Source organism: Anaeromyxobacter soli (assembly GCF_022808855.1).
GTDB classification, from domain to species: domain Bacteria; phylum Myxococcota; class Myxococcia; order Myxococcales; family Anaeromyxobacteraceae; genus Anaeromyxobacter; species Anaeromyxobacter soli.
Genome location: NZ_JAKZLF010000016.1, coordinates 81,747 through 97,463 on the forward strand (window position 1 = coordinate 81,747; position 15,717 = coordinate 97,463).

The 15,717-nt window shown below is 74.6% G+C and carries 16 protein-coding genes; 15 read left to right on the forward strand and 1 reads right to left on the reverse strand.

Annotated features, from left to right (window positions below; genetic code table 11):
- The first annotated feature begins 57 nt into the window (after window positions 1–57).
- The 12 genes from MLV88_RS12945 (at window position 58) to MLV88_RS13000 (ending at window position 11,875) form a co-directional block, all read left to right on the forward strand.
- A complete protein-coding gene (locus MLV88_RS12945; protein ID WP_242337167.1) occupies window positions 58–1,032 on the forward strand; it encodes a lysophospholipid acyltransferase family protein in 975 nt (324 codons plus the stop codon).
- 199 nt (window positions 1,033–1,231) lie between these two features.
- Window positions 1,232–1,633, forward strand: a complete 402-nt coding sequence (locus tag MLV88_RS12950; protein ID WP_242337169.1) for an LptA/OstA family protein — start codon at window positions 1,232–1,234, stop codon at window positions 1,631–1,633.
- Window positions 1,630–2,181 (forward strand): LptA/OstA family protein, encoded by a 552-nt coding sequence (locus tag MLV88_RS12955; RefSeq protein ID WP_243337643.1) that lies wholly within the window; start codon window positions 1,630–1,632, stop codon window positions 2,179–2,181. The genes MLV88_RS12950 and MLV88_RS12955 overlap by 4 nt, the downstream gene beginning before the upstream one ends.
- Entirely contained in the window at window positions 2,178–2,933 is a 756-nt protein-coding gene (gene lptB, locus MLV88_RS12960; RefSeq protein ID WP_242337173.1) for an LPS export ABC transporter ATP-binding protein, read from the forward strand. The genes MLV88_RS12955 and lptB overlap by 4 nt, the downstream gene beginning before the upstream one ends.
- A complete protein-coding gene (gene rpoN, locus MLV88_RS12965; protein ID WP_242337175.1) occupies window positions 2,930–4,435 on the forward strand; it encodes an RNA polymerase factor sigma-54 in 1,506 nt (501 codons plus the stop codon). The genes lptB and rpoN overlap by 4 nt, the downstream gene beginning before the upstream one ends.
- 218 nt (window positions 4,436–4,653) lie before the next feature.
- On the forward strand, window positions 4,654–5,214 hold the full coding sequence (hpf, locus tag MLV88_RS12970) for a ribosome hibernation-promoting factor, HPF/YfiA family (RefSeq protein WP_242337177.1): 561 nt from the start codon (window positions 4,654–4,656) through the stop codon (window positions 5,212–5,214).
- A 341-nt stretch (window positions 5,215–5,555) separates the two neighbouring features.
- On the forward strand, window positions 5,556–6,014 hold the full coding sequence (locus tag MLV88_RS12975; RefSeq protein WP_242337179.1) for a PTS sugar transporter subunit IIA: 459 nt from the start codon (window positions 5,556–5,558) through the stop codon (window positions 6,012–6,014).
- 172 nt (window positions 6,015–6,186) lie between these two features.
- Window positions 6,187–6,414 carry a sulfurtransferase TusA family protein gene (locus tag MLV88_RS12980; protein ID WP_242337181.1) on the forward strand — a complete coding sequence of 76 codons (228 nt, stop codon included), beginning with the start codon at window positions 6,187–6,189 and terminating at the stop codon, window positions 6,412–6,414.
- Between the two features lie 6 nt (window positions 6,415–6,420).
- A complete protein-coding gene (locus tag MLV88_RS12985) occupies window positions 6,421–8,373 on the forward strand; it encodes a 4Fe-4S dicluster domain-containing protein (protein WP_242356331.1) in 1,953 nt (650 codons plus the stop codon).
- 6 nt (window positions 8,374–8,379) lie between these two features.
- Window positions 8,380–9,897 carry a hydrogenase iron-sulfur subunit gene (locus tag MLV88_RS12990; protein WP_242340062.1) on the forward strand — a complete coding sequence of 506 codons (1,518 nt, stop codon included), beginning with the start codon at window positions 8,380–8,382 and terminating at the stop codon, window positions 9,895–9,897.
- The gene (locus MLV88_RS12995) at window positions 9,894–11,411 is read left to right on the forward strand and encodes a Ni/Fe hydrogenase subunit alpha (RefSeq protein ID WP_242340061.1); all 1,518 of its coding nucleotides are present in this window, start codon (window positions 9,894–9,896) and stop codon (window positions 11,409–11,411) included. The genes MLV88_RS12990 and MLV88_RS12995 overlap by 4 nt, the downstream gene beginning before the upstream one ends.
- Window positions 11,408–11,875 (forward strand): hydrogenase maturation protease, encoded by a 468-nt coding sequence (locus tag MLV88_RS13000; RefSeq protein WP_242340060.1) that lies wholly within the window; start codon window positions 11,408–11,410, stop codon window positions 11,873–11,875. Before MLV88_RS12995 ends, MLV88_RS13000 begins: the two co-directional genes overlap by 4 nt.
- Before the next feature lie 51 nt (window positions 11,876–11,926).
- Here the strand turns inward: MLV88_RS13000 and MLV88_RS13005 are convergent, their stop codons facing one another.
- Window positions 11,927–12,745, reverse strand: coding sequence for an SIR2 family NAD-dependent protein deacylase (locus tag MLV88_RS13005; protein ID WP_242340059.1), 819 nt, complete (start codon window positions 12,743–12,745; stop codon window positions 11,927–11,929).
- Window positions 12,746–12,846: 101 nt separating this feature from the next.
- On the opposite strand from MLV88_RS13005, the gene MLV88_RS13010 reads away from it, so the two are divergent.
- The 3 genes from MLV88_RS13010 to MLV88_RS13020 all read left to right on the forward strand — a co-directional run bounded on the left by MLV88_RS13010 (window position 12,847) and on the right by MLV88_RS13020 (window position 15,613).
- Window positions 12,847–14,406, forward strand: coding sequence for an ATP-dependent DNA ligase (locus tag MLV88_RS13010; RefSeq protein ID WP_242340058.1), 1,560 nt, complete (start codon window positions 12,847–12,849; stop codon window positions 14,404–14,406).
- 13 nt (window positions 14,407–14,419) lie between these two features.
- Window positions 14,420–15,034 carry a peptidylprolyl isomerase gene (locus MLV88_RS13015; protein ID WP_242340057.1) on the forward strand — a complete coding sequence of 205 codons (615 nt, stop codon included), beginning with the start codon at window positions 14,420–14,422 and terminating at the stop codon, window positions 15,032–15,034.
- Window positions 15,035–15,172: 138 nt separating this feature from the next.
- On the forward strand, window positions 15,173–15,613 hold the full coding sequence (locus MLV88_RS13020; RefSeq protein WP_242340056.1) for a carboxymuconolactone decarboxylase family protein: 441 nt from the start codon (window positions 15,173–15,175) through the stop codon (window positions 15,611–15,613).
- Window positions 15,614–15,717 lie beyond the last annotated feature (104 nt).

The following is a 15,717-nucleotide window of genomic DNA, read 5'->3' on the forward strand; positions in this document are numbered from 1 at the left end:
GTCAAGGGCCCGCGCCCCTGCCGATCCCCCCGGATCACGTGCTAGTTTCGCGCCGCCATGACGGTCCCGCTGCGCAAGCGGATCAAGCGGAGCGTGCGGTCGGCGATCGTGCGCGCCGCCATCCGGCTCCTCTCGCTCCTGCCCCTCTCCGTGGCGCTCGCGCTCGGCGGCGCCCTCGGCCGGCTCGGCTACCTCCTCGCCGGCAAGACGCGAAGGCTCGCCCTCCGGCACCTCGCGCTCGCGTTCCCGGAGAGGTCCGAAGCGGAGCGCGAGGCCATCGCGCGCCGCATGTTCGTGCACCTCGGCCGCGCCGCGATGGAGGTGGTGACGATCCGCTCCTACGACGCGCGGCTCGAGACCTACGTGGAGCTCGCGAACGGCGAGGTGCTCCGCGAGGTGATGGCGCGGGGCAAGGGGATGATGTTCGTCACCGGCCACGTCGGGAACTGGGAGCTCCTCGCCCGGCGCATCGCCCGCGCGGGCGTGCCGAACGCGGTCATCGCCAAGGCAGGCCACGACCCCAGGCTCAACGCGCTGGCCGAGGAGTTCCGCGCCTCCGGCGGCGTGACGACGCTCTGGCGCGAGAACCCGGAGACCGGCCGGGCCATCATCCGCACCTTCCGCCAGGGGCGGGCCCTCGGGCTCCTCATCGACCAGGACACCGACGTGCAGGGCGTCCACGTGCCCTTCTTCGGCCGCCTGGCCTACACGCCTCGCGCGGCGGCGGACCTCGCGCTCCGCTTCGGCGCGCCGGTCGTGGTCGGCACCATCCGCCGCAGGGGGCCGCGCGCCGGGGACGGGCACCTCCTCGAGGTGGTGGAGATCCCGTACGACCCGTCCGCGCAGGACCGAGAGGCCGAGGCCGTCCGGCTGACCGCCGCCTGCTCCCTCGCGCTCGAGACCGCCATCCGACGTAGCCCGGAAGAGTGGGTCTGGATGCACGAGCGCTGGAAGACCCGCCCGCCCGCCGAGGCCGGCTCGCCGCAGCAAGCAAGCACGATGCCGAAAAGCTCTGAGCTTTCCGGCGCCTAGGCGCACCCCGCATAGCAAGGTGTGTGCCCGTCGATCGGGGTTGGAAAGAATGCTACCGTTTCCGCGGTTTTCGACATGGGCAGTGCGGGCGGTCTCGCTCGCTGCCGCCCTCCTGGCGACGCCGGGATGCCGTTCGAACCAACCACGGGAGGCCGAGCAGGTGGCGCCGGAGCTGAAGCTCGAAGGGGTACGATTCCGCATGTACCGGCGGGAAGAGCTGCGCGCCTCGGGCGAGGCGGCCTCCGCCACGCTGCGGCGTGACTCGACCCGCGTCACCGCGCACGACCTCGTGGCCGTCCTGCCCGGGGAGGGTGCGCCGGTCCGGATCACCGCCCCCCGCGGCGAAGGGGTGCTCTCGAAGAGCGTCTTCTCCGCGACCGGCGGGGTGGTGGTGAGCAGGCGCGAGGACGTCGCCCGGACCGCCAGCGCCCGCTACGAGCCCTCGGATGGCGGCGGCCTCGTCCGCGGCGACGAGCCCGTCGTCGTCGAGGGGACCGGCTACCGGCTGACCGGGCCGCGCTTCACGCTCGACCCCGCCGTCGGGCAGATCGTGATCGACGGGGGCGCCCACCTCGAGGCCGGGCGTGGGGCCGCACGATGACGCTCGCCGCCCTGCTCGCCCTGGCCGCGCTCGCCGGTGCGCCGCAGGCGCCCGCCCGCGCGAAGCCGCAGCGCGCCGCCGCGAGCGCCGCGCCGCGGGGCGCCGCCGCCGCCGCGGGCGAGGGGAAGGTCCGGATCGACGCGGACGAGCTCCACTACGCCTTCCAGAAGCGCGAGGTGATCTTCACCGGGAAGCCGGTCGTCCTGACGCGCGGCGACGCGAAGCTCACCTGCGCGCGGCTCGTCGCGACGAACGACGCCCGGGGCGAGGTCTCGCAGGCGATCTGCTCGGGCGACGTCCGCTTCGAGCGCGGCGAGCGGCTCGTCACGTGCGAGAAGGCGACCTACGAGGCGGCGGCGGCGCGGCTCGTGTGCGAGGGGAGCCCGGTGCTGCGGGACGGCCCGAGCGAGGCGCGCGGGACGCGGCTCGTCTACGACCTGAAGCGCGACGAGGCCAAGCTGGAGGGCGCGAAGATGCTCCTGCCCGGCGACGAGGTGGACGCGCGCCGGCGCGAGCTCGAGGCGCGACGCAAGGGGGCCACGCCGTGACGGCGGACGTCCTCCGCGCCGACGGGCTCGTGAAGAGCTACCGCCGCCGCCGCGTCGTCGACGGCGTCTCGTTCCACGTCTCGCCCGGCGAGGTGGTGGGGCTGCTCGGGCCGAACGGGGCCGGCAAGACCACGTCCTTCAACATGGTGGTCGGCCTCGTGACGCCCGACGGCGGCACCGTCCGGCTCGGCGACACCGAGCTCACCCGCGAGCCGATGCACCGCCGGGCGCGCCTCGGAGTCGGCTACCTGCCGCAGGAGGCGTCCATCTTCCGGCGGCTCACCGTCCGCCAGAACTTCACCGGCGTCCTCGAGGCGCTCGGGGTCGGGCACGCGGAGCGGGAGCGGCGGGCGGAGGCGCTCCTCGCGGAGTTCCGGCTCGAGAAGGTGGCGGAGAGCCTCGGCGAGCAGCTCTCGGGCGGCGAGCGCCGCCGCGCCGAGGTGGCGCGGAGCCTCCTCTCGAACCCGAAGTACATCCTCTTCGACGAGCCGTTCGCGGGCGTCGATCCGATCGCGGTCGGCGAGCTGCAGCGCCTCATCGGCTCGCTGCGCGATCGCGGCATCGGCGTCCTCATCACCGATCACGCCGTGCGCGAGGCCCTCGGCATCTGCGGCCGGGCCTACATCCTGTCCTCGGGGACCATCCTCGAGGCGGGCACCCCCGCCGAGATCGCGGCGAGCCCGCGGGCGCGGGCGGTCTACCTGGGAGAGAAGTTCCGGCTGGACGACGCTCCGGCCATGGAGCGGCGATGAGCCTCGAGCTGAAGCAGCACCTCAAGATGACGCAGCAGCTGGTGATGACCCCCCAGCTGCAGCAGGCCATCAAGCTCCTCCAGCTCTCGCGCATGGAGCTCGTCGACCTCATCCGCACCGAGATGACGGAGAACCCGCTCCTCGAGGACCCGGCCGAGGGCGAGGAGGAGTCGCGCGCCGAGGGGGCGAGCCCGGCGGAGCAGGCGCAGCTCGAGGCGGAGCCGCAGCACAAGGACGCCGAGAAGTCCGAGGAGGTGAAGGGCGAGGAGGGCGCGAACGAGATCGACTGGGATCAGTACCTCGACCACTACCAGCTCCAGGGCCACACCGCGCCGTCGAACCGCGGCCTCACCGACGAGGAGCTGCCCGGCTACGAGGCGACCCTCACCAAGAAGACCGACCTCGTCGACCACCTCGTCTGGCAGCTCCGCCTCTCGAACCTCACGCCCGAGGAGGAGCGCGTCGCGATGCTCGTCATCGGGAACCTCGACGACGACGGCTACTTCAAGATGCCGGCGGTGGAGGGCGAGAGCGAGGAGTCGATGACCCGCGATCCGCTCGTGCGCGTGGCGTTCGAGTCGGGCATGGGGGTCGAGTTCGCCGAGGGCGTCCTCAAGAAGGTCCAGTCGCTCGATCCGCCCGGGGTCGCCGCGCGCGACCTCCGCGAGTGCCTCCTCATCCAGGTCCGCCACCTCAACGCCGACACGCCGGAGATCGTGGCGATCATCGAGCGCCACCTCAAGCACCTCGAGTCGAAGAACTACGCGGCCATCGCGAAGGACCTGAAGATCTCGATCGACGAGGTCGTGAAGGCGGTGAAGGTGATCAGCCGCCTCGAGCCGAAGCCGGGCCGGGCCTACTCGGGGGAGGAGGCGCAGTACATCACCCCCGACGTCTACGTGCACAAGATGGGGGACAAGTACGTCACCGTCCTCAACGACGACGGGCTCTCGAAGCTGCGCATCAGCGGGATGTACCGCGCCGCGCTGAAGAACGGCCAGGCGGGCGAGGCGAAGGAGTACATCCAGGAGAAGCTGCGCAGCGCGGTCTGGCTCATCCGCTCCATCCACCAGCGGCAGCGGACGATCTACAAGGTCACCGAGTCGATCGTGAAGTTCCAGCGCGAGTTCCTCGACAAGGGCATCGCGCACCTGCGGCCGCTCATCCTGCGCGACGTGGCGGAGGACATCGGGATGCACGAGTCGACCGTCTCGCGCGTCACGACGAACAAGTACGTCCACACGCCGCAGGGGATCTACGAGCTCAAGTTCTTCTTCAACTCGGCCATCAACCGGACCGGCGGCGACGAGATCGCGAGCGAGGCCGTCAAGAACCACATCAAGCGCATCGTCGCGGCCGAGGACCCGAAGCACCCTCACTCGGACCAGCGCATCGTCGAGATCCTGAAGGACCAGGGCATCGAGATCGCGCGCCGGACGGTCGCCAAGTACCGCGAGGTGCTCGGGATCCTCCCGAGCTCGAAGCGCAAGAAGTACTTCTGAGGCGCGGGCCCGCGGCCGCGGCTCCGCCCCGGCGACGCCCCCGAAGAGCCTCGGGCGGGGGGACGGGGGGAGTGCCCTCCGGCGCGCCTCTGTTATGATTTCACGTGAGCATGTTGCCAGCGTGGGCAGCATCGGCGGCGGCCGCGGCTCCGGGGGACTCGAGGTCCCACCGGTCCGCGGCCGAAGTATTTTCAGCGATCCCGCACAGGAGGCGGTCAATGCAGGTGAACATCACCTTCCGGCATCTCGAGCCCACCGAAGCGTTGAAGTCCCATGTCAAAGGCCGCGTCGAGCACGTCCAGCGCTACATCGACCGGCCGAGCGAGGCCCACGCGGTGCTTCACGTCGAGAACCTGGATCACCACGCCGAGCTCACGGTGAAGGCCGGCCGGTTCCTGCTGCGCGGCACCGCCCGCTCCCAGGACATGTACGCGTCCATCGACCAGGCCGCGGACAAGATCGAGCGGCAGCTGAAGAAGCACAAGGCGAAGCTCTCGAGCCACTACAAGGCGAACGGCACGCCGCCGCCGTGGGCGCCGGTCGAGGTCCGCCACGACGTGCTCGACATCCTCGAGCACCCCGAGCGCCCGAGCCACCGCGTCGTGAAGAGCAAGCAGTTCCAGGCGAAGCCGATGACGATCGACGAGGCGATCCTCCAGCTCGAGCTGCTCGACGCGAAGTTCTACGTCTTCCAGAACTCGGAGGACCGGGCGGTCAACGTCGTCTACCGGCGCGACGAGGGGGGCTTCGGCCTCATCGAGGCGCGGAACAGCATCTAACGGGGGCTGCGCCCCCGCCCCGCCGGCGGCTGCCGCCGCCGTCGGGGCCCGGTGGTCGTGCCGGGGGGACGCACGAGGCGCGTCCCCCCGGACCCCCCGCTCGCTCCGGCGCAGCCTCATCCGGCTGCGCCTCCGCTCGCACCACGCCGCGAGCGACGCATTCCTCCGCGGGCAGGTTCGGGCTCGGGGGGCTCGCTTCGCTGGCGGTCGCGGCCCGTCGCGGGGCGCCGGTCGGGCTCGCCTCGCTCGGCGACGATCCGTTCGCGAGCGGCCGTGCGACGGCTCCGCTTGCCGTCTTGCCGACGCGTTGCCACCTGTGTTAGCTGACGCCCGGTTCTCTCATGAAGATCGTCGAGTTCCTGCGGCCTGACGCGGTGATCGCGAACCTCTCCGGCCAGACCGGTCAGGCGACGCTCGCGGAGCTCTGCCGCCCGCTCGCGTCCGCCTACAAGGTCGACGGGCAGCGCCTCCTGGAGACGCTGCTCGAGCGCGAGAAGCTGGGCTCGACGGGCATCGGCGAGGGCGTCGCGATCCCGCACGGGAAGGTCCCCGGGCTCCCCGGCCTCATCGCCGCCTTCGGCCGCTCCACCACCGGCATCGACTTCCGCGCGATCGACGGGCGACCCACCCACCTGTTCTTCGCGCTGTTCGCGCCCGAGAACTCCGCGGGCGCGCACCTCAAGGCGCTCGCGCGCATCAGCAGGATCTTCAAGAACGCGACGTTCCGCGAGGCGCTGCTGCGCGCGGGATCCGCCGATGAGATCTTCCGGCTCATCGAGGCGGAGGACGCCAAGTACTGAGCGGCCGACCGGGCGGGTGCCCGGTGCGGCGCCGCGGCGCATCCCCCGCTCATCGCCGGCTCTGCGATCGTTTGATGGTAATGTCGGGCCGCGTCAGGCCCGCTCGAAGCGCCGCCGCTTTGCGATCACCATCGGCCGAGCGCCTCGCGTCCTCGCAAGGAGAACGTCTTCAGTGGCCTCGAACTTCATGCGGATCGACTGCTCCGGGATGCGCTGCCCCCAGCCGGTGCTGAAGCTCGCCGTAGAGACCGCCGAGACGCCTGCCGGTACGGTCGTGGAAATCGTGGGCGACTGCCCGACGTTCGAGAAGGACATCCGGACCTTCTGCGAGCGGCGCAAGAAGACGCTCCTCTCCGTCCGTCCCGATGCGCAGAGGGTCGTCATCCAGATCCAGTACTGAGAGGCCGTGACACAGAGCGGAGCGCGGCAGCCCGGCCCGACAGAGCCCACCCCGGACACGCAGCACCGCGCGACCGGCGTCTATCTCTGCCGCTGCGGCCCGAACCTCGGGGCGGTGGTTGAGCTCGGCTCGCTCGGCGCTCCGTCGGCGTGGCCGGGAGCCGGCGACGTCGCGGTCCACGACGTGCTGTGCTCCGAGGAAGGGAAGGCCTGGCTCGCCGCCCGGATCCGGGAGCGCGGGCTCGAGCGCGTCGTCATCGGCGCCTGCTCCCCACGGGAGCACGAGGCGACGTTCCGGGCGGTGCTCGAGGGGGCGGGCCGTTCGCCCGAGCACCTGCAGCTCGTGAACCTGCGCGAGCAGGTGGAGTGGGTGGGGGGCGATCCCGCGGAGGCCACCGAGCGGGCGCGCCGGCTCCTCTCGGCGGGGCTCGCGCGGGTCCGCCTGCACCGGCCGATTCCCCGCGCGGAGGTGGCGGCCTCGCCCGACGTCCTCGTCGTGGGCGGCGGCGCGGCGGGGATCGCGGCCGCGCGCGCGCTCGCCCGGCGCGAGCGCAGGGTCTACCTCGTGGAGCGCGCGTTCGCGCTCGGCGGGCTCGCCAACCGGCTCGACGAGATCTTCCCCGCGGGCGAGTGCGCGAGCTGCTTCATGGAGCCGGTGCTCGACGAGGTGCTCCACTCCGAGCGGATCGAGGTGCTGACGGGCGCCGAGCTCCGCCGGGTGCGCGGCGCCCACGGGAGGTTCGCGGTCGAGCTCGCGATCGCGCCGCGCGGCGTCGATCCGGCGGTGTGCCTGGGATGCGCCTCCTGCAGCGCGGCCTGTCCCGCCGTGCGCGCCGACCCGGACGGCGGACCGGCGCGGAAGGCGATCGGCGTCCCGTACCCGGGCGCGCTCCCGCACGCCTCCGCCATCGATCGCGCGGCGTGCCTGCGCGCCCGCGGCGAGGCCTGCGACGCCTGCGCCCGGGCCTGCCCGTTCGGCGCCGTCCGGCTGGACGAGCCGGCGCGCACCCGCGAGGTCACGGTGGGGGCGATCGTGGTCGCCACGGGGATGAGGCCGGGCGAGGTGGCGGGGCCGGACGGCGTCGTCTCGACGTACGCGCTCGAGCGGATGCTGCACCCGGACGGCCCGACGGGCGGCGAGGTTCGCGGCGCGGGCGGGCGGCCGCCGCGCGCGGTGCTGCTCGCCGCGACCGCGGACGAGGACGGGTCCCTCCCGGGGGAGGAGCTCCTGAAGCTCGCGAGCCGGCTCCGCGCGCGCCTGCCGGCCGCTCGGATCGCGGTCGCGGGCGGGCTCGATCGCGCGCCCGGCGCGGCGCGGCGGGCGGCGGCCCTCGCGGCGAGCGGGGTCGAGCTCCTGCCCGCGGCGCTCGTGCCCGGCGCGGTCGAGGCGTGCGCGGACGGACTGCGCGCGCGCCTCTCCGACGGGGCGGAGCGGAAGGCCGACCTCGTCGCGATCCACGCGCCCGCGCGCGGCGCGGACGGGGCCGAGGCGCTCGCGCGGCTCCTCCGCGTCGACTCGGACGCGCGCGGGTTCCTCGCCGACGGGGGCGCGAGCCCCTTCGAGCCCACGGCGACGCGCATCGCGGGCGTGTACGTCGCCGGCGCGGCGGCCGGGCCTCGCCCCATCCACGAGGCGATCCGCGACGGCACCGCCGCCGCCGGGCTGGTGCTCGCCTCGCTCGCCCCGGGCGACCTCTTGCCGCTCGAGCCGCTCGCCGCGGAGATCGACCCGGCCCGCTGCGGCGGCTGTGCGCTGTGCGTGGCGGCCTGCCCCTTCGGCGCCGTCGGCCTCGACCCCGCGACCGGGCGGGCGCTGGTGGCGGCGGTGCACTGCCGAGGCTGCGGCACCTGCGTCGCCGCCTGCCCGGCGGGCGCGGCGACCGCGCGGCACTTCACCGGCGCGCAGATCGCGGCGGAGATCACGGCGCTCCTGCGCGGCGCGCCGGGGAGCGGGGGGTAGCCGCGGATGGCGCACGAGCCCCGCATCGTCGCGTTCCTGTGCAACTGGTGCGCGTACTCGGCGGCCGACCGCGCCGGGCAGGCGCGCCTCGAGTACCCGCAGAGCCTCCTCACCGTGCGCGTCATGTGCAGCGGGCGCGTCGAGCCGGCCTTCGTGCTCCAGGCCTTCCGCGAGGGCGCGGACGGCGTGCTCGTGGCGGGCTGCCACCCCGGCGACTGCCACTACCTCGACGGCAACCTCAGGGCCGCCGCGCGCCACGCGGTGCTGGTGCGCGCCCTCGAGCAGGCGGGCATCGAGCCCGCGCGCTTCCGGATCGCCTGGGCGAGCGCGGCGGAGGGCGAGCGCTTCGCCGCGACCGTACGCGAGATGACCGAGGCCCTCCGGGCGCTCGGGCCGCTCGCCTACCCGGCCCGCGCCGCCCTCGACGGCGTGGAGGAGGTGCGCGCGCTCTCGCCCGCGCTCGACGGCGTCGAGGACGGGCGTTCCCTCGCGCCCGCGCGCGGAGGGCCGTCCGGGTCCGCGGCGCCGCTCCCGCCCCGCGCCCCCGGCAAGCCGCGCGTCGCCTTCTACTGGAACGCCTCCTGCGGCGGCTGCGAGGAGGCGGTGATGGATCTCGGCGAGGGGCTCGCGTCCCTGCTCGAGCGCGTCGAGGTGGTGCTCTGGCCGGTGGCGCTCGATCACAAGCGGGCCGACGTCGAGGCAATGCCCGACGGCGGGATCGACGTCGCGTTCGTGAACGGCGCGGTGCGGCTCAGCGAGCAGGACGAGTGGTCGCGGCTCCTGCGTCGCAAGGCGCGCGTGCTCGTCTCCTTCGGCGCCTGCGCGCACATGGGGGGCGTGGTCGGGCTCGGGAACCTCTCCTCGCCGGCCGAGCTCCTCGACGCGGCCTACCGCCGCCCGGCGTCGGTCTCGAACCCGGACGCGCCGCTCCCGGGCGGCCCGGTCGCCGGAGGAGGCGGCCTCTCGCTTCCCGTGCTCCTCTCCCGCGCGCTCCCGCTCGCCGAGGTGGTCCCGGTGGACTACACCGTCCCGGGCTGCCCGCCCTCGCCGGCGATCGTCGAGGCCGCGCTCGACGCGCTGCTCGGCGACGCTCTCCCGCTGCACGGCGCCGTGCTCGCGCCGAACGTCGCCCTCTGCGACGGGTGCCCGCGCAAGGGCTCGCGGCCGGAGCGCCTCTCGGTGGCGTCGCTGCGCCGCATCGCCACCACCGCGCTCGACCCGGAGCGCTGCTTCCTCGCGCAGGGGCTCGTCTGCCTCGGGCCGGGGACGCGAGCGGGCTGCCAGCCGGGCTGCATCGAGGCGGGCATGCCGTGCCGGGGCTGCTTCGGTCCGCTCGACGGCGTGCGCGACCCGGGCGCGGCGATGCTGTCCGCCTTCGCGTCGCTCTTCGCGGGCGGAGAGGCGGAGGTGGTCGCGCTCGCGGACGCGCTGCCCGATCCGGCGGGCACCTTCTGGCGCTACTCGTACGCGGCCGGGCTCGTGCCCGCGCGCGTGCGGCCCGCCTCGGAGGGGGGCGAGGGATGACGCGCCGGATCACCATCGACCCGATCACGCGCCTCGAGGGTCACGGCAAGATCGAGGTCTTCCTCGACGCCGACGGGAACGCGGAGAGCGCGTTCCTGCAGGTGCCGGAGCTGCGCGGGTTCGAGCGCTTCTGCGTGGGCCGGCCGGCGGAGGAGATGCCGCAGCTCACCGCCCACGTCTGCGGCGTCTGCCCGGCGGCGCACCACATCGCGGCCGCCCGCGCGCTCGACGCGCTGTACGGCGTCGTCCCGCCCGCCGCGGCCCGGAAGCTCCAGGCGCTCTACTACAACCTGTTCATCTTCGAGGATCACCTCCTCCACTACTGGTACATGGGCGGGCCGGACTTCTACGCCGGCTCCTCGGCGCCCGCGCCCATGCGGAGCATCGTCGGCGTCCTCGCGAAGGTCGGCGCGGACCTCGGCCGGCGCATCCTCGGCGCCCGCAAGGAGGCGCGCGAGCTCATGGCCGCCATCGCGGGGCGCACCATCCACCCCGTGTTCGCGCTGCCGGGCGGAGTCTCCCGTCCGCTCGACCCCGAGACCGTCCGCCGCGCCCGCGAGCTCGCGCCCGGGCTCGTCCGGTTCGCGGCCGACACGCTCGAGTCGTTCCGCGCGGCGGTGCTCGGGAGCGGCGAGTACGGCGAGGCGCTCTCGAGCGAGGTGTACCGCGTCCGCTGCCACTCGATGGGCATGGTGGACGAGGCGGGGCGGCTCACGTTCCTCGACGGAGCGCTGCGGGTGGTGGATCCGCAGGGCGGCGAGCTCGCGCGCTTCCAGCCTAGAGACTGGCTCCTCCACCTCGCCGAGCGGGTCGAGCCCTGGACCTACGCGAAGCTCACCTTCCTCAAGGCGAAGGGCTGGACGGGATTCACGGAGGGTGACGAGAGCGGGCTCTACCGGGTCGGGCCGCTCGCGCGGCTCAACGTCGCGCGCGCGATGGCGACGCCGCGCGCCGAGGCGGAGCGCCAGCGGCTCTTCGACGCGCTCGGCTGGCCGGCCCATCAGACGCTCGCGTTCCACTGGGCGCGCCTCGTGGAGGCGCTCCAGGCGGCGGAGGCGGTCGAGGCGCTCGCGGCGGATCCGGACCTCGAGGCGCGCGAGCCGAGCCAGGTCCGCACCGTGCCCGCGCCGCTCGCGGGGCCGTCCGAGGGGGTCGGCGTGGTCGAGGCGCCGCGCGGCACGCTCATCCACCACTACGCCACCGACGCGGACGGCCTGCTCACCGCCGCGAACCTCGTCGTGGCCTCCCAGCACAACGCCGCCCCGGTGCAGATCTCGGTGCGCAAGGCGGCGCGCGGGCTCATCCGGAACGGGAAGGTCGATCCCGCGCTCCTGAACCAGCTCGAGATGGCGTTCCGCGCCTACGACCCCTGCAACGCCTGCGCGTCGCACGCGCTCCCCGGCGAGCTGCCCCTCGTCGTCACCGTGCGCGGGCCGGACGGCGCGGTGCGCGAGGTGATCCGGCGGCGGGTGTCCACCGAGGATGACGGTGCCGATGCGGGGGCGGGGGAGTGAGCGTCCCGGTCCTCGTCCTCTGCCTCGGGAACGCGCTCCGCAGGGACGACGCGGTGGCGCTCCACGTCGCCGACGCGCTCTCGCGCGAGGGTGCGCCGGGCGTCACCGTCCGGCGCAGCGCCGCCGCCGGGCTCTACCTCCTCGACGACATGGAGGGCTTCGACCGCGTCGTGGTGGTGGACGCGGTGCGGACCGGTGGTCATCCGCCCGGGACGGTGCTCGCCTTCCCGCTCGACGCGCTCCACGCGCCCGAGGGGCCCTCGCCCCACGCCATCGGCCTGCCCTCAGCGCTCGCTCGCGCCGCGGCGTCGGGCGCGCCGGTCCCATCGCGCATCGAGGTGGTCGCCGTCGAGGCGCTGGCGCTGGACGAGGTGGGCGAGGGGCTCACGCCCGCGGTCGCCGCGGCGATCCCCGCGGCCGTCGCCGCGGTGTGGCGGGCGGTGGCCGCGCTCGCCGCGCCGTGAGGACCCGCGCTGCGAGGGCCCACACGGGACCTCGGCAGCGTGCAGCGCTCATCACAGCGCCGCGTCGATCCGCTCCAGCGCCTCGCGCGCGCCGCTCGCGATGGAGAGGTGCGGCGGGCGCACCTCCGGCTCGCGCGGGTTCACGCGCACGAGCGTCGCGCCCGGGCGGGCGCCGAGCCGCTCGGAGTGCCAGCGGATCGTCGGCACGGCCGTGCCCGCCCCGAGCTCCAGGATCACGAGGCGCGCCTCGCCCCGCTCGTCCAGCCACGCCTCGAAGCGCTCGGCCTGGGCGTCGGTGCGCGAGGAGAGCCACGCGCCGTCGCCGAACATGAGGATGTTCGGGCGCGCCACGCCGCGGCAGCGGAGGCAGCGGGGGATGCGCTGCGCGCGCATGGTCGCCGCGTCCACCGCGACGTCCTCCTCGTTCGGCCAGATCGTCCCGCAGCACGGCTCGGTGCACTGGAGGTGGTGGATGGAGCCGTGGACCTCGAGCACCTGCTCCGCGGGGAACCCCGCCTTCTGGAACTGACCGTCCACGTTCGAGGTGACGACGAAGCAGGGGAGGCCGAGTCGCTCCGACCAGCGCAGGAGGAGCGCGAAGCCGGGGTGCGGCGCGGTCTCCCGGTAGAGGCGCGCCCGGTGCCCGTAGAAGCCCCAGCCGAACGCCGGGTCCGCCTCGAAGTGGACCGGGTTCGCCGCGTCCACGAACGAGATGCCGAGCCGCTCGTAGGGCGGGTACGCCTTCCAGAAGCCTCGGTCGCCGCGGAAGTCCGGGAGCCCGGAGTCGACGCCCATGCCGGCGCCGGCGGTGACCACGAGGGCACCGGCCGAGCGGAGTGCGGCGGCGGCGGCGGCGTGCGGGTCGGGCATGCGCCGGATTGTACGGCGACCGGCCCCGAGGCGGCGCGGCGCGGCGCGCTCGTGAGGGGCCCCGGCTCGTCCCGGGCCGGGGGGCCGGTTAGGGAACGAGGGTGCAGCTCGCCGAGCTCGTCCAGGCCTCGAACGCCGTCGCCCGCACCGCCGCCCGGCTGGAGAAGATCGCGCGGCTCGTGGAGGCGCTGCACGCGCTCGCGCCGGAGGAGCGGCGCGCCGGGGCGAGCTGGCTCTCGGGGGAGCTCGCCCAGGGGCGCATCGGGCTCGGCCCCGCCGCGGTGCGGCGTGCGCTCGCGGCGACGGAGCCGGCGGGCGCGGCGACGCTCTCGGTCGCGGAGGTGGACGCCGCGCTCGACCGGATCGCGGCGGCGCGCGGCGGCGGCTCGGGCGGCGAGCGCGCGCGGCTCCTCGCGGCGCTCCTCGCGCGCGGCACCGCCGAGGAGCGCGACTTCCTCGGGCGGCTCCTGCTCGGCGAGCTGCGCCAGGGCGCGCTCGAGGGTGTGCTGGTGGAGGCGGTGGCGCGCGCCGCGGGGCTCTCCGCGAGCGACGTGCGCCGGGCGGTGATGATGGGCGGCGCGCTCGCGCCGGTGACCGAGGCCGCGCTCTCGGAGGGCGCGGCGGGGCTCGCCCGGTTTCGGCTGCGGCTCCTGGAGCCCGTCCAGCCGATGCTCGCGCAGCCGGCCGGCGGGGTGGACGAGGCGCTCGACGCGCTCGGCGAGGCCGCGCTCGAGTGGAAGCTCGACGGCGCGCGCGTGCAGGTCCACAAGGACGGGGAGCGGGTGCGCGTCTTCTCGCGGACGCTGCGCGACGTGACGGTGGCGGTCCCGGAGGTGGCGGAGGCGGTGCGCGCGCTCCCCGCCTCCTCGCTCGTGCTCGACGGCGAGGCGATCGCGCTCCGCGCCGACGGCTCGCCCGAGCCGTTCCAGGTCACCATGCGCCGCTTCGGCCGGAAGCTCGAGGTGGGGCGCCTGCGCGAGGAGCTGCCGCTCTCGGTGCTGTTCTTCGACGCGCTCCACGCCGGGGGGGAGGACCTCGTCCTCTTGCCCTTCCGCGAGCGGCACGCCGCGCTGGCGGACGCGCTGCCCGGGCCCCTGCGCGTGCCCCGCCTCGTCACCGCGGACCGCGCGGCCGCCCAGGCCTTCCTCGACGGCGCGCTCGCGCGCGGTCACGAGGGGCTCGTGGCGAAGTCGCTCGCGGCGCCCTACGAGGCGGGCCGCCGCGGCGCGAGCTGGCTCAAGGTGAAGCGCGCGCACACGCTCGATCTCGTGGTGCTCGCCGCGGAGTGGGGCAGCGGCCGCCGCCGGGGCTGGCTCTCCAACCTGCACCTCGGCGCGCGCGATCCCGCGAGCGGCGGGTTCGCCATGCTGGGCAAGACGTTCAAGGGCATGACCGACGAGATGCTCGCCTGGCAGACCGAGCGCTTCCGCGCGCTGGCGCTCGGCACGACCGACGGGTACGTGGTCCACCTCCGCCCGGACGTGGTGGTGGAGATCGCTTTCGACGGCCTGCAGGAGAGCCCCCGCTACCCGTCGGGCCTCGCGCTGCGGTTCGCGCGCGTGAAGCGCTACCGTCCGGACAAGCGCCCCGAGGACGCGGACACGATCGAGACGGTGCGCGCGATCCACGCGCAGCAGCTGGCGGGGGAGCGCCGGCCGTGATTCACTGACCGTCATGCGCTCCGCCGTCGCCGCCGCGCTCGCCGCGTGCCTGCTCCTCGCCCCCGCTGCCCGCGCCCGCCCGGTCCGCGCGCCGGAGCCGCCCGAGCACCCGCGCGTGCGCCTTGAGACCGAGCTCGGCGCGATCGAGCTCGAGCTCGATCGGGCGCGTGCGCCTCGCACCACGGCGAACTTCCTGCGCTACGTCGAGGCGGGCCGCTACGACGGCGGCCGCTTCCATCGCACCGTGCGCGCCGACAACCAGCCCGACGACCGCGTCCGCATCGCGGTCGTCCAGGCGGGCGTCGATCCGGCGAAGGAGGCCGAGGACTTCCCGCCGATCGCGCTGGAGCGGACGCGCGACACGGGCCTCCGTCACCGCGCCGGGACGCTCTCCATGGCCCGAGCCCGACCGGACACCGCGACGAGCGACTTCTTCGTCTGCCTCGACGACGAGCCCGAGCTCGACTCGGGTGGACGCCGGAACCCGGACGGTCAAGGCTTTGCCGCCTTCGGGCGCGTCATCGCCGGAATGGACGTCGTGCGCCGCATCCACGCGTCGCCCGCCAAGGGCCAGGCGCTCGATCCGCCCGTCCGCATCCTGCGCGCGCGCCTCATGGGGACCCGCTGATCGCGGGAGCCTCCGTCGATTGCGGCGTTCCGCCGCATCGCTAGATCCCTCCCCGACGCCGCGCCGACCGGGCCGCGCGGCCGGCGGCGACCCCGATCGCCGCGGCCCGCGATCGACGAGCGCCACGAGGAGAGCGACATGGCCGACGTGAAGGCGATCCATGACGAGGTGAAGCAGCTGTTCGGGCTCGTGCCGACCTGGGTGAAGGAGATGCCCGAGTCGGCGGTGACCGGCTTCTGGACGCTGATGCGCGACTTCCAGCTCGCGGAGACGCGCATCCCGAACAAGTACAAGGAGCTCATGGGGCTCGCGGTGGCCGGCGCGACCCGCTGCCGCTACTGCGCGCTGTTCCACACCGAGGCGGCGCGAATGTTCGGCGCCACCGACGAGGAGATCGCCGAGGCGAGCATGATGAGCGCCGCGACGATGGCGGGGAGCACGTTCCTCAACGCGCAGCAGACCGACTACGACACCTTCGCCCGCGAGCTGCGCGAGATGCTCGAGTACATCCGCGCCCACCAGCCCGCCGCGGCCGCCGCTACGAGCGCCACCCAGCAGCAGCCGCCGATGCAGCATTGAGGGTCTAACCGGGGCTCGCCACACGCATGCTTCGCGGGAGGGGCCCCGCGCAACGCGCGGGGAGGGGCGAAGCCCCTCCCCGCCCCCGCCTGAGCACGGGGTGA

Bases quoted from the DNA above. Each gene is read 5' to 3' on its own strand.
- MLV88_RS12945 (WP_242337167.1), top strand. From the start codon at position 58: ATGACGGTCCCGCTGCGCAAGCGGATCAAGCGGAGCGTGCGGTCGGCG.
- MLV88_RS12950 (WP_242337169.1), top strand. From the start codon at position 1,232: ATGTACCGGCGGGAAGAGCTGCGCGCCTCGGGCGAGGCGGCCTCCGCC.
- MLV88_RS12955 (WP_243337643.1), top strand. From the start codon at position 1,630: ATGACGCTCGCCGCCCTGCTCGCCCTGGCCGCGCTCGCCGGTGCGCCG.
- rpoN (WP_242337175.1), top strand. From the start codon at position 2,930: ATGAGCCTCGAGCTGAAGCAGCACCTCAAGATGACGCAGCAGCTGGTG.
- hpf (WP_242337177.1), top strand. From the start codon at position 4,654: ATGCAGGTGAACATCACCTTCCGGCATCTCGAGCCCACCGAAGCGTTG.
- MLV88_RS12975 (WP_242337179.1), top strand. From the start codon at position 5,556: ATGAAGATCGTCGAGTTCCTGCGGCCTGACGCGGTGATCGCGAACCTC.
- MLV88_RS12990 (WP_242340062.1), top strand. From the start codon at position 8,380: ATGGCGCACGAGCCCCGCATCGTCGCGTTCCTGTGCAACTGGTGCGCG.
- MLV88_RS12995 (WP_242340061.1), top strand. From the start codon at position 9,894: ATGACGCGCCGGATCACCATCGACCCGATCACGCGCCTCGAGGGTCAC.
- MLV88_RS13005 (WP_242340059.1), bottom strand. From the start codon at position 12,745: ATGCCCGACCCGCACGCCGCCGCCGCCGCCGCACTCCGCTCGGCCGGT.
- MLV88_RS13015 (WP_242340057.1), top strand. From the start codon at position 14,420: ATGCGCTCCGCCGTCGCCGCCGCGCTCGCCGCGTGCCTGCTCCTCGCC.
- MLV88_RS13020 (WP_242340056.1), top strand. From the start codon at position 15,173: ATGGCCGACGTGAAGGCGATCCATGACGAGGTGAAGCAGCTGTTCGGG.